The organism is Janthinobacterium breve, from assembly GCF_051380895.1.
Taxonomy (GTDB): Bacteria; Pseudomonadota; Gammaproteobacteria; order Burkholderiales; family Burkholderiaceae_D; genus Janthinobacterium.
Window position 1 is genome coordinate 53,811 of record NZ_JBNYXY010000003.1, and the last position, 13,412, is coordinate 67,222.

The window sequence follows — 13,412 nt, forward strand, 5'->3', positions numbered from 1 at the left end:
GATCAATTTACCCAAAACAATTTACGCAGCATGGCCATGCCTGTGGGCGCATGGTCCATGCCTCTCTGTACTGGTCCTGACAGGTAGCGCAGCAAGGGAGACACGAGGTGGCGCGCCGTGACGGGCTGGCAGCCGGCCAGCCTGACCGGCCCGGTTTTCGGCACCAGCACTTCGTTGCGCTGACGGTGAAACAGGCTCGCAACATTCAAGCCTTGCTTGTCCGCGCAAATGCTGCTGAAGAGCGATTCGAACAAGCTGGCATTGGCAGGCGCGGCCAGCAGCTGTTTGCCTTCCAGCACCGGCAGAATATGCCCGACCAGCGTTTTCCAGGCATCGAAGTCCCGTTCGCTCAAGGTTTCGGGGAAAACACTGCTGAGTTGGCCCGGATGGCCAATCCACTCGTCCTCGTCATCCGTTTCCGCCAGCACCAGTTGGCGCAGCTTTTCGCTGCTGTTAACACCCGCCAGCAGCAAACCATGGGCGCGCCGCAGCGCGGCTGGATCGCGCACACGCAATGCTGGCGTGCCGGGCCCGTTGTCGAATGCGGCACTCAGCTCGGCGGAGGCCTCCAGAAAATAATGATAGCCGAGCAGCCACTGCACATCGCTCTGGTCGACGCGAAAGCGCGCTTCCAGCTGGTAATGCTGCTGGTAATATTGCTCCGTTCGACTGTCCGCCCCGCTGTCTTCCCCATCCCGCGTGCCGATCACCGGTCGCTTGGGAATAGCAAACATATATTGCTCTTCCGGCGTCAGCGTACCGTCGCCATTCAAGTCGCTGCCCCAGGTGGCGGGCACCAGCAGCAAGCCGTCGTCCTTGCTACGCAACACGATTTTCTCCAGCACGCGCCGCGTCGTCCGCAATTCATCGCGCAAGGCGGCAAAGGCGACGCGCAAGCCTTCCTGATCCAGCTGCTGCAGCGATAATTGTCCTTGCTGCTCCGGCGGATAATGGTCGGCCAGGCGCAGCAATCGTTTGGCGGTGGCAATGTCGCGGCAGAGCACCCAGGCTTGCTGCGCCTGTGGCGTCGTGATTGGCTGCACCTGCAAGTTGCCGGCGCAGCTGCGCGCCATGCCTGCCGCGCTGGTGAAATCGGGCGCGGCGGCAAGCGCCACGTTGCAATAAAGGCAAATCATAACAAGGTAGCAGCAGCGGAAAAAGGCGTGCATGCACGGCTCCTGGAAGTGGATGAATGGGTGACTCCAGCTTAATCACTCGCTTGCAGTGAGCCTTAACAAAATGCAAGCTTGTATCTATTCAAACTCCACGAGCATCAAGGTTTCAACAGAAATCGCGGCTGCTGGTCCTCAAACGCCCCAGCAAATGCGACATGTCGACCAGGCGCTTGGCCACCAGGTTGCATACCTGCCCTTCGCGCTGCCACACGCCATACACGCCCAGCAGGGGCGCGCTCAGCACTTCGCGCCGCTGGCTTTCCACCAGGTCCGGCCAGACGATGACGTTGACCGTGCCCGTTTCGTCTTCCAGTGTCATGAAGATCACGCCCTTGGCCGTGCCCGGACGCTGGCGCACGGTGACGATGCCGCAAGCGCGCGCCAGTTGTCCGCTCGTGTAGGTCATCAAGGTGGACGCGGGCAGGAAACGCTGTTCCAGCAATGACTTGCGCAGCAGCGCCAGCGGGTGGCGGCCCAGGGTCAGGCCTTGCGCGCGGTAATCGCTGACGATGCTCTCGCCTTCCGTCGGGGCGGCCAGCACGGGCAAGTCCTCCTCTGGTGTGGTGGAGCGCAGCAAATCCTTGTCGGGCACGGCGCCAGCCGCCTGCCACAGCGCCTCGCGCCGGTGGCCTGCCAGCGCGTGCAGGGCGTTGCCGGCAGCGAGCACCTGCAAGTCATGACGGTCCAGGCCGCCACGCAGGGCCAGGTCGGCCACGTCGACAAAGGCGGCGATGGCGCGCGCATCCTCAATGCGCCGGGCGGCCTCGGCGCGCATGCCAAACAGGCTGTTCAAGCCCAGGCGCACGGCGGGTGAGGTGCCCTGCCCTTCTTCCAATGCCGCTTCCCAGCCGCTGACGGCCACATCGACGGGCAGCACTTGCACGCCATGCCGGCGACCATCCTGCACCAGTTGCGAGGGGCTGTAAAAGCCCATGGGCTGGCTGTTGAGCAAAGCGCACAGGAAGACGGCCGGTTCATGGCATTTCAGCCAGGAACTGGCGTAGGTCAGCAGGGCGAAACTGGCCGCGTGCGACTCGGGAAAACCGTATTCGCCAAAGCCCTCGATCTGGCTGAAGATGGCTTCCGCAAACTCCCGTTCATATGCATTTTTGACCATCGTTTCGACGATACGTTCCTTGTAATTGTTCATGCCACCCTTGCGCTTCCAAGCCGCCATGGCGCGCCGCAACTGGTCCGCCTCGCCGGGCGTGAAATCGGCCGCAATGATGGCCACCTGCATCACCTGTTCCTGGAAGATGGGGATGCCCAGCGTGCGTCCCAGCGCCTTTTGCAAGCCCTTCGGAAACACCACGGGTTCCTTCTGCTGGCGCCGCTGCAAATACGGATGCACCATGCCGCCCTGGATGGGACCGGGGCGCACCAGCGCCACCTCGATGACGAGGTCGTAGAATTCACGGGGGCGCAGCCGGGGCAACATGCTCATCTGCGCGCGCGACTCGATCTGGAACACGCCGATGGTGTCGGCCTGGCACATCATGTCGTAGGTGGCGGGGTCTTCGGCGGGAATATCCTGCAGGCGGAATTGTTCGCCGCGCCGCGCACTGAGCAACTCCAGGGCGCGGCGCAGGGCCGACAACATGCCCAGCGCCAGCACGTCGACCTTCATTAAGCCCAGTTCCTCCAGGTCGTTCTTGTCCCACTCGATGACGCTGCGCTCGGCCATGCTGGCGTTTTCAATCGGCACCAGGCGCGATAATTTTCCCTGAGCGATGACAAAGCCGCCCGGATGTTGCGACAAATGGCGGGGAAAGCCCAGCAGCTGCTGCGCCAGGCCGGCCCACTGCTGCGACAACTCCGCTTCCGGGTCGAGCCCGCATTCGGCCAGGCGCTCCAGCAGATCGTGCTTGCCGTCGAACCAGCGATGCGCCTTGGCCACCTTTTCCACGATGGCCAGGTCGATCCCCAGCGCCCGGCCGCTGTCGCGCAAGGCGCTTTTCGGCCGGTAGCTGATTACTACGGCAGCCAGCGCGGCCCGCTCGCGGCCATATTTGCCGTAGATATATTGAATGACCTCTTCGCGCCGCTGGTGCTCGAAATCGACGTCGATGTCGGGCGGCTCGTTGCGCTCGCGCGACATGAAGCGCCCGACCAGCGAATTGCCGCGCGCCGGGTCCACTTCCGTGATGTGCAGGCAATAGCAGACGGCCGAATTGGCGGCCGAGCCCCGGCCCTGGCACAGGATGTTTTGCGACCGCGCAAAGCGCACGATGTCATACACGGTCAAAAAGTACGCTTCATACGACAGCTCCGCGATCAGCTCCAGTTCCTGCTCGATCTGCTCCTGCACATTCGCTGGAATGCCCAACGGAAAGCGGATGCGCGCGCCCGCATACGTTTCCTCGCGCAGATACGTCGCCGGCGTGTGATGCTCCGGCACCAGTTCGTCGGGATAGTCATAGCACAGGCTGTCGAGGGAAAATTTGCACCGGCCCGCGATGCGCACGGTTTCCGCCAGCGCTTGCGGCGGATACACATTGGCCAGGCGCAAGCGCGCGCGCAGATGCTGCTCCGCATTTTGCGCCAGCGCATAGCCGCACTCGCCCACGGGCTTGCCCACGCGTATCGCGCACAGGGTATCGAGCAAGGGCTTGCGCGAACGCACATGCATGCACACATGGCCGACGGCCACCACGGGCAAGCCCAGCGCCTGCGCGGCGTCCTGCACGGCGCTGCGGTGCGCGTCATCCTGCGCCCGCTGCAGCAGGTTCAGGCCGATCCAGCTGCGCTCGCTACCAAAGGTGGACACCATCCACGCGCCCTGCGCGCGCAGCGTTTCGGGCCGGGCCGGATAGCTGGGCAGCAAGATCATCAGACAACCGGGCAAGCCCTGCAAATGGGCAAACCCGGACGAAGGCGCGGCGAAATCGTCTGGCGTCAGCAAATAACGCCCCTTGGCCGCCCGCGTGCGCGCCATGGTGATCAGTTCCGACAAGTTGCCATACCCTTCGGGGTCTTGCACCAGCGCCAGCAGGGACAGCGCCGCGCTGCCGTCGGCCTGCGTCAAATGAAAATGCGCGCCGATAATCAAAGGAAAACCGGCCCGCTTGGCCACCGCATGGGCGCGCACGACACCCGCCAGTGTACACTCGTCGGTAATGGCCAGCCCCTTGTAACCGAGCTGGACTGCGCGCGCCACCAGCTCTTCCGCATGCGAGGCCCCATGCAGGAAGCTGAAATTGCTCAGACAGTACAACTCAGCATACTCGGGTAAGACTGCACCCCACATGATCTACCTCAATACTGTATATAAACACAGTATATTATACTTATCTGGAATCGGGCTTATCGTTTATGCTGGTGTTTTACCTTATCCCTCGACCGCCATGATCGTCCATCTCTTGAAATGTTTCGGCGCCGCACCCGGTGGCGGCAATGCGGCGCTGGTCGTGGAAAACGAGCACGGCAGCGTCACGGCGCGCCAGGCCTTCGCCCGCGAACGCCAGGTCAGCGCCTGCGTCTTCATCGATCGGCAAGCGGACGGCGGCATCGTGCTCGACTATTTTTATCCGCACACGCGCAGCCCCCTGTGCCTGCACGCTACTTTGGCGGCCGCGCATGTGCTGCTGACAGCGCCTGACGCCCCGGCAACCTTGACGGTGAGCACGGCCATGCGCGGGCAAGCCTTGCAACTGCTGCGCAGCGCAGCCGGTCTGTTCATCGGCCTGGCGCCACAACCGGCGCCTGCCGTCATGGTGGAAAAATATGTGCCGTCGGAACTGATGGGCCAGCACATGCACCTGGCCTCGCCACCCGTCATCGCCTCGGTCGGCAGCCCGAAGCTGCTGCTGGAAGTGGCCGACTGCACCACCCTGCGCGCGCTGCAGCCGAACCTGGAACTGATCGCCGACTGGAGCGCCTTGCATCAGGTCAATGGCTGCTATGCGTATTGCCGCACGGGCGAGAGCGAATACGAGGGGCGCAACTTCAACCACCTCGACCCGGCACTGGAAGATAGCGCCACGGGCGTGGCGGCGGGCGCGCTGGCAGCGCATCTGCAACAGTCGCTGCGCCTGCAGCAGGGCCACGTGACGCAGCAGCCGTGTTTGATCGAGGTGCAATACAGCGCGCAGGCAATCTGGGTGGGCGGCATGGTGCAACGCAGCACCTGAACGGGGCATGCTGCACCAGTACGTGGCAAGCCAGGCAGCGGCCAAAAGATAATCAACCAGGAAACAACAGTTACAGCAAATTTGTAATAACAAAACAAAGTATCGCTGGTGAATGCTGAAATGATGGCACTAAAATCAAGTCACAATACCACTTGGAGATACTGCGTGCCGACCCTCACCACCTTGCGTAAAGCCATCCTCATCAGCCTGTACGGCAGCACCGCCCTGGCCGCGTTCAGTCCCGCCGCCATGGCCCAGACTACGGAAGCGGGCGCCACGGACGGTCCCGTGCAAACGGTCAGCGTGGTCGGCTCGCGCCGGGTCACCAGTTCCGCCACCGATACCATGGTGCCGGTCGATATCATTCCGATTTCCAGGGTGGCTGAGCAAGGTGGTCAGTTTGACCTGGCGCAATCGCTGCAATACATCTCGCCCTCATTCAATTCCACGCGCCAGACGGGCGCCGACGGGGCCGACCTCGTCGATTCGGCCGCCCTGCGCGGCCTCGGCTCCGATCAGACCCTGGTGCTGGTGAACGGCAAGCGGCGCCACACGACGGCCCTGGTCAACCTGTTCGGCGCGCGCAACCGCGGCAACACGGGCACGGACATGAATGCGATTCCTTTATTGGCGATCAAGAACGTGCAAGTGCTGCGCGACGGCGCCGCCGCCCAGTACGGCTCAGACGCCATTGCCGGCGTGATCGACATTGAACTGAAGAAGAGCCTGGGTTGCGAAGCGGTGGCCGGCTACAGCCAGTATTCGGCTGGCGACGGCAAGAACTACATGACCTCCGCCTATTGCGGCATCGCGCTGGGCGACAAGGGCGTCATCGCCATCACGGGCGAATACCTGGACCGGGGCCGCTCGAACCGGGCCGACGCGGACAGCATGCGCATCATCGGCGATACCAAGGCCAAGAACAAAACCCTGTACATCAATGGCGACTACGCCACCAGCGCCACGGGCAAGCTGTACTTCACGGCCGGCGCGCAGACGCGCGATGCATCGAGCGCCGCGTTTGGCCGGGGCGGCATCGGCAGCGACGACATTCCGTCGCGCAATTCCGCCGCCATGTATCCGAATGGTTTCGTACCGTTCATTAACGGCAAGATCGACGACCAGTACGCCACCATCGGCCACCGCAGCCAGATCGGCGAATGGCATGCTGACTTTTCGCAAACCTATGGCTATAACAAGATGCGCTACGACATCAGCCATACCTTGAACGCCTCGATTGCCAACCTCGACCTGATGAACGGCGGCAAGGGCGTCAGCGCCAGCAGCTACGACGCGGGCGGCTTCTCGTTCCAGCAGCTGACCAGCAACGCCGATTTCAGCCGCTTTTACGACACGGTGATGAGCGGCATGAACGTGGCCTTCGGCGCCGAATATCGCAGCGAGGAATACAAGATCATGGCCGGCGAACCGGGCTCCTACAGCGACGCCGATGGCGTGGGCGTGGGCGGCAATGCGGGCAGCCAGGGCTTTCCCGGCTTCCAGCCCGGCGACGCCACCAAGGCCAAACGCCACAGCATCGCCGCGTATGGCGACGTGGAACTGGACTGGACGGAACGCCTGAAAACCCAGGCGGCCCTGCGCTATGAAAAATTCAGCGATTTCGGCTCCACCGTGACGGGCAAGCTGGCTGCCAGCTATAAAGTGGCGCCCAACGTGCTGCTGCGCGGCTCGGCCAGCACGGGCTTCCGCGCGCCATCCTTGCAGCAAGTGTATTTCTCGTCCACCTTCACCGACTTCATCGGCGGCGTGCCCACCGACGTGGTGCTGGCGCCGAATGGCGGCGCCGTCGCCAACGCAGCCGGCATCCCGAAATTGAAGGAAGAAAAATCCACCAGCTTTACGTTTGGCACCACCTGGACGCCCACGCAAGCCATTTCCGTGACGGCCGACTTGTACAATATCAAGATCAAGGACCGCATCGTGCTGTCGGGCCGCTTCAATGCCGACAACTACCCGGACCTGGCCGCGCGCCTGGCCCTGTTGGGCGTGGGCGAGGCGCAATTCTTCGTCAACTCCATCGACACGCGCACGCGCGGGCTGGACCTGACGGCCTCGCACAAGGGTGAGCTGGCCGGCAACCGCCTGAATACCTTCCTGGCCTTGAATTTGAGCAAAACGGAAGTGACGAAAGTCAAGACGCCCGCCTCGCTGACGGGTTTCGAAGATGTCTTGCTGTCCGAGCGCGAACGCCTGTTCATCGAACAGGGCGGCCCGCGCGCGAAAGCCACGCTGGGCTTCGACTACATCACGGGCAAGCTGGAATCGGATCTGCGCATCATTTATTTTGGCCCGCAAACCCTGGGCACCTTCAGCGGCACGGCCGCAGGCGTACCCAACGCCCATTATGCGGCCAAGACCTCGGCCGACCTGAGCTTCACCTACAGCATCAATAAAAATACCAAGCTCACTTTTGGCGGCAACAATATCTTCAACGTCAAGCCCACCACGCAGAATCCGGATGAAACGGACAATGGTTTCAAGTACGACAGCGTGCAGTTCGGCCTGAACGGCGCCTCGTATTTCGGACGGCTGTGGGTGAAGTTCTAACCGCCCTGTCCGCCTGAAAAAACAGCGGCTGCGCCAGCATGGGCAGCCGCTGTTTTTTTAAGTCGGCATCACAATTCAATGCTCATCGCCTGCATAGATCCACATGGGTTCTGTTTTCCCCGCGCGCACGAAGCCCACGGATTGGTAGAACTCGATGGCCTTGCCGTCTGCTGTCAGCATTTGTTGGTGAAACCCCGCGTATTTTTCCAGCATTGTCGCCATCATCCTTCTGCCGACGCCTAGTCCTTGCGACATCGGGTCCACGAGCATATGCGGGAAGTAGACAACCAGATATCCATCGGAAATGGCATTGCCGATACCAATCAATTTTCCATCTGCGCGGGCCGTCACCAGGCTGTGGGAATTGCGCAGCGCGGCCATCAGTTCTTTGGGTTTTTCTGCGGACGACCAGTGATTGGCCTTGTAGATGGCTATCACTTCTTGCTCAGTGATCACATCATTCATGGAAATCTGCATCGGCATAACCTTTCTCTTATTGACAACGCTGACCTTCGCAATGGGAAGGACTGGTCGTTTCGACAACATCACCATCTATTGTATCGATCAAGGCCCCTGTTTCTCCAGTTTGCGCACGAATTCACTTTTCCGCCCATCCCACAGGCATTTCCGGCATCTGCCTGCCTCGAACACATGCTCACACCTTGGCAAGCCATAAATGACCGATGCGCATTCGGGACACAAACTGGCCATGCCCTCGGCGTCATCACGGTATCGGCTGCCACATTCGTCACAAGTTTTCACAGTTCACTTTCACAACTCATACATTCCCATGCTCCAGTAGCGACTGCCCTGCCTGTTGCGGGCAAGCCAACCCAATGCCTGCAGTTCCTTGCCGATCAAACGATTCATGATGCCATGCCCGACCAGTAGCACTGGCCCCTTGGCGGCAAGCGCAACAAGCCGCTCGGCGGCAGCCCTGGCGCGCTGTCGGGTAATCGTCAGCGAGTCCGCTCCGCGCGCATAACCGAACAACCAGAGCAGGCGAAAAATCACTGCCCAGGCTTCGGGCGGCAGCCAGGGTGCACTCCAGAGTGCAAAGGGCAGCTCGGCTTCAGTGAACATCTCCTCTTGCATGAACGGCAAGTCACCCAATGCCCTGGCCGATGAGCATGCCCTCGGCGCAGTGCTTGCCACGATGGTCGATGCGGAGAGCGCTGCCATGGCGCACTCTGCCGGTATGTCATTATCTTTGATCAGCGATTGATTGTAGCGATCAATCCACTGTCCCATGTGCATCGGCGCTATCCAGCGCCCCCTGGCGAGTCGGGGCTCGCCGTGACGCATCAGTGTTATTTGCATGTAGTCAACATTTATCAGTCTGTTTCATTGCCCCAACGGCTGCCGGTAGGCGTGGCCGCAGTGAACAACCTTTGCCCTGCGGCGGAAAGAACGGATAATAGCGGCTAACTCATAAGCACAGTATTGGATTACCTCATGGAAATTAAAGTCAACTTTCTCGATAAGCTGCGTCTTGAAGCCAAGTTCGACGATTTCACCGTCATCGCCGACCAGCCCATCCGCTACAAGGGCGATGGTTCGGCGCCTGGCCCGTTCGATTACTTTTTGGCATCATCGGCACTGTGTGCCGCGTACTTCGTGAAATTGTATTGCGATACGCGCAATATTTCCACCGAAAATATCCGCCTGTCGCAAAACAATATCGTCGATCCGGAAAACCGTTACCAGCAGATTTTCAAGATCCAGGTCGAGTTGCCGGCCGATATCTCGGCCAAGGACCGCCAGGGCATCCTGCGCTCGATCGACCGTTGCACAGTAAAAAAAGTGGTGCAGGCGGGGCCCGAGTTCGTCATTGAAGAGGTAGAGAACCTGGATGCCGATGCCCAGGCCTTGCTGACCTTGAATCCGGCCCCCGGTGCGAGCACCTATATTGCAGGCAAGGACTTGCCGCTGGAGCAAACCATCGCCAATATGTCCGGTCTGCTGGCGGGCCTGGGCATCAAGATTGAAATCGCCTCGTGGCGCAACATCATTCCCAACGTGTGGTCGCTGCACATCCGCGACGCGCACTCGCCCATGTGCTTCACCAACGGCAAGGGCGCGACCAAGGAAAGCGCGCTGGCGTCGGCCCTGGGCGAGTATATCGAACGGCTCAGCAACAACCATTTCTACGCCGGTTCGTTCTGGGGCGAGGACATCGCCAACGCGCCATTCGTGCATTACCCGAACGAGCGCTGGTTCAAGCCGGGCCGCAAGGATGCGCTGCCGAAAGAGATTCTCGATGCCTACTGCCTCGATATCTACAACCCCGATGGCGAACTGCGCGGCTCGCACCTGGTCGACACCAATTCCGGCAATGCCGAGCGCGGCATCTGCTCGCTGCCGTATGTGCGCCAGTCCGATGGCGAAGTCGTGTATTTCCCGTCCAACCTGATTGAAAACTTGTACGTCAGCAATGGCATGAGCGCCGGCAATACCTTGGTCGAAGCGCAGGTGCAATGCCTGTCGGAAATTTTCGAACGGGCCGTCAAACGCGAAATCCTCGAAGGCGAAATCGCCCTGCCCGACGTGCCGCAGGAAGTGCTGGTGAAGTATCCAGGCATCCTGGCCGGCATCCAGGGGCTGGAAGAACAGGGTTTCCCCGTGCTGGTGAAAGATGCGTCGCTGGGCGGCGTGTACCCGGTGATGTGCGTCACCCTGATGAATCCGCGCACGGGCGGCGTGTTTGCCTCGTTCGGCGCGCACCCGAGCCTGGAAGTGGCTCTCGAGCGCAGCCTGACGGAATTGCTGCAGGGGCGCAGTTTTGAAGGCTTAAACGACTTGCCGCAGCCCACGTTTGCCAGCGAAGCCGTCACCGAGCCGAATAACTTCGTCGAACACTTCATCGATTCCAGCGGCATCGTCTCGTGGCGCTTCTTCAGCGCCAGGGCCGATTACGATTTTGTCGAGTGGGATTTTTCAGGCCACGGCGACAACTCGAATGCCGAGGAAGCGGCCACCCTGTTCGGCATCCTCGCCGCCATGGGCAAGGAAGTCTACACGGCCGAGTACGACCAGCTGGGCGCCACCGCCTGCCGTATCCTCGTGCCAGGCTATTCGGAAGTGTATCCAGTCGAGGATTTGATCTGGGACAACACCAACAAGGCGCTGCTGTTCCGCGCCGACATCCTGAACTTGCACCGCCTGGACGATGCCAGCCTGGAAGACCTGCTGGAGCGCCTGGAAAACAGCGAGCTCGACGAATACGGCGACATCGCCACCCTGATCGGCATCGAGTTTGACGAAAATACCGTGTGGGGCCAGCTGACGACCCTGGAATTGAAGCTGCTGATTCAGCTCGTCCTGCAACAGTTCGAAGAGGCGAAAGAGCTGGTGGAAACCTTCCTGCAGTACAACGACAACACACTCGAGCGCAAACTGTTTTATCAAGCCTTGAACGTGGTGCTGGAAGTGGAACTCGATGACGAGCTGGAGCTGGACGATTACGTGCTCAATTTCCGCCGCATGTTTGGCGACGCCCGCATGGACGCGGTGCTGGGCTCGGTAGACGGCAGCGTGCGCTTCTTCGGCCTGACCCCGACCAGCCTGCAGTTGGAAGGCCTGGACAGGCACCAGCGCCTGATCGACAGCTTCAAGAAATTGCACGCGGCGCGCGCCAAGGCTGCGGCCCGCTAGGGCGACGGGCCAGGGCAGGCGTTGCAGTCATGCCACCGAGCCCTGGCGCAAGATGAAGGCGGCATCACCACATGGAATGAAATGCCATGGCCACACTGGAATTCTGGTTCGATTTCGGCAGCAACTACAGCTACCTGAGCGCCATGCGCATCGAAGCGCTGGCGCGTGAAAAGAAGGTGCATCTGATCTGGAAACCCTTCCTGCTGGGCGTCGTCTTCAAGGCACTGGGCTGGGAGACATCGCCCTTCATCTTGCAAAAACTCAAGGGCGACTACACGTGGCGCGATATGGCGCGCCAGTGTGAAAAGTATGCATTGCCGTGGCAGCAACCGGCCGCCTTCCCCCGCACGGCCCTGCTGCCCATGCGCGTGGCGCTGATCGGCGCGGACCAAGGCTGGATTGCGCCATTTACGCGCCGCATGATGGCGATGAATTTTGCCGCGGACCGCGACATCGACAACATTGAGGCCGTCAGCGAGGCCCTGGAGGGGCTGGGGCTCGATGCACGCGTCATCCTGGCGCTGGCTTTGACACCGGACAACAAGCTGCGGCTGCGCCGTCAGACTGAGCAGGCACAAGCGCTAAACCTGTTCGGCGCCCCCAGCTTCATCAGTGACGGTGAACTATTCTGGGGCAACGACCGGCTGGACGATGCGCTGGCGCATGCCGCCGCCAGCGCCTGACGACAATCAGCCACCCGCCAGCGCCGCAATCTCTTTCTGCATGTTCGCTATCGCCCGCTCGTTGTACTGGTCGGCGAAATACGCATCGCCAAACAACTGGCCCGCCTGCGCCTTGCTGCATAAATGCTGCAGGGCCAGGCCCCGCTGTTGGTTGAAGCGCACGGGGTCCACATGCGCGTATTCGCGGCCTATGGCTTGCGTATAGGCGTGGTAAACCTCTTCATCTTGCCCTAGGATGGCCAGGTCGGCGCTGAGCATGGCGTCCTTCAGCACATGGCTGATGCCCGGTCCCTGGAAATGGTCGGTGGCGCGTATCAATTGCGCCACATCAAGGTTGTCCCCCGCATCGAGGCCGCTGGCCAGCCACAGCTGGGCGCTCGCTTCTTCGCTGGAATACAGGGCGTCTTCGTCGTGGCTGTAGACGGCGTCGTGGAACCAGAAGGCTTTCCTGACCAGCGCGCTGTCGCGTTTGGGCGCATAGGTATTGTCGGCCCACACGCGGATTTCCGACAGGCCGTGCACCAGGTGGTCGAGGTTGTGATAATGGCGGTCCGCACCGCCATACGCCTGCGGCCCCGTCAGGTGCGCGAACCAGTGATCCTCCAGCGCGATGTCCGCTTGCGAGGCGGTGGCGTAATTCCACAGCGCTTCCCACTCCTTGCGCAGGCAGTCGAGTATCCACGCCTGGTAGGCCGGGCCGGGGACGAATTTCTTCATGGTCCAGTTCCAGCCGACAGGCCCTTCCAGCGCCTTGACGAAGCTGGAACTGACGGAGCCGAGGTCGCGCGGCGGCATGACGAAAATCGTCTTGGCGCCCTGCAGCACGTCCACATTCGTTTGCTGGATCAGGTTTTCATAGTCGAAATCGGCCGTCGTGCGGATGCCACGGATCAGGTAGTCGCAGCCATGCTTTTTCGCCGCGCGCGCCGTGTAGTCGCCCTTGACGATGACCACCTGCACATTGTCCCAGCCGCACTCGCGCGCGCTCTGCTCGATGATGCGCTTGCGGTCTTCGGCGGGAAATTGCGGCTTTTTGGCGGGGTTTTGCGACAGGAAGACGATCACCTCGTCAGCGAGCGACCGCGCTTCGCCGATCACCCACATATGGCCATTGGTGATGGGGTCGAGGGTTCCTGAAAATCCGATTCTCTGCATGTGCGCTCCGTGGTCTGGTTCTGCTTGTTTCGCAGACAATATAGGGC

The 13,412-nt window shown here is 61.1% G+C and carries 9 protein-coding genes; 4 read left to right on the plus strand and 5 right to left on the minus strand.

Annotated elements, in window-relative coordinates; all coding sequences use genetic code 11:
- Window positions 1-2: 2 nt before the first annotated feature.
- Window positions 3-1,169 (minus strand): hypothetical protein, encoded by a 1,167-nt coding sequence (locus ACQ4W0_RS05620; RefSeq protein ID WP_436575873.1) that lies wholly within the window; start codon window positions 1,167-1,169, stop codon window positions 3-5.
- Between the two features lie 112 nt (window positions 1,170-1,281).
- On the minus strand, window positions 1,282-4,422 hold the full coding sequence (locus tag ACQ4W0_RS05625; RefSeq protein ID WP_436575874.1) for an error-prone DNA polymerase: 3,141 nt from the start codon (window positions 4,420-4,422) through the stop codon (window positions 1,282-1,284).
- Window positions 4,423-4,519: 97 nt separating this feature from the next.
- Here ACQ4W0_RS05625 and ACQ4W0_RS05630 point away from each other — a divergent pair, with 97 nt between their 5' ends.
- Both ACQ4W0_RS05630 and ACQ4W0_RS05635 read left to right on the plus strand, forming a co-directional pair.
- A complete protein-coding gene (locus ACQ4W0_RS05630; protein ID WP_436575875.1) occupies window positions 4,520-5,305 on the plus strand; it encodes a PhzF family phenazine biosynthesis protein in 786 nt (261 codons plus the stop codon).
- 165 nt (window positions 5,306-5,470) lie between these two features.
- Entirely contained in the window at window positions 5,471-7,873 is a 2,403-nt protein-coding gene (locus tag ACQ4W0_RS05635; protein WP_436575876.1) for a TonB-dependent receptor plug domain-containing protein, read from the plus strand.
- Window positions 7,874-7,948: 75 nt separating this feature from the next.
- Here the strand turns inward: ACQ4W0_RS05635 and ACQ4W0_RS05640 are convergent, their stop codons facing one another.
- Window positions 7,949-8,338 carry a GNAT family N-acetyltransferase gene (locus ACQ4W0_RS05640; protein WP_436575877.1) on the minus strand — a complete coding sequence of 130 codons (390 nt, stop codon included), beginning with the start codon at window positions 8,336-8,338 and terminating at the stop codon, window positions 7,949-7,951.
- Window positions 8,339-8,644: 306 nt separating this feature from the next.
- Window positions 8,645-9,193: a histidine phosphatase family protein gene (locus tag ACQ4W0_RS05645; protein ID WP_436575878.1), complete on the minus strand. Its 549-nt coding sequence runs from the start codon at window positions 9,191-9,193 to the stop codon at window positions 8,645-8,647.
- 135 nt (window positions 9,194-9,328) lie between these two features.
- Between ACQ4W0_RS05645 and ACQ4W0_RS05650 the strand changes: the two genes are divergently transcribed.
- Both ACQ4W0_RS05650 and ACQ4W0_RS05655 read left to right on the plus strand, forming a co-directional pair.
- Window positions 9,329-11,527 carry an OsmC domain/YcaO domain-containing protein gene (locus ACQ4W0_RS05650; RefSeq protein WP_436575879.1) on the plus strand — a complete coding sequence of 733 codons (2,199 nt, stop codon included), beginning with the start codon at window positions 9,329-9,331 and terminating at the stop codon, window positions 11,525-11,527.
- 86 nt (window positions 11,528-11,613) lie between these two features.
- Entirely contained in the window at window positions 11,614-12,210 is a 597-nt protein-coding gene (locus ACQ4W0_RS05655) for a 2-hydroxychromene-2-carboxylate isomerase (RefSeq protein WP_436575880.1), read from the plus strand.
- Window positions 12,211-12,216: 6 nt separating this feature from the next.
- On the opposite strand, the gene coaD is transcribed toward ACQ4W0_RS05655, so the two are convergent.
- A complete protein-coding gene (gene coaD, locus ACQ4W0_RS05660; protein WP_436575881.1) occupies window positions 12,217-13,365 on the minus strand; it encodes a pantetheine-phosphate adenylyltransferase in 1,149 nt (382 codons plus the stop codon).
- Window positions 13,366-13,412: the final 47 nt, after the last annotated feature.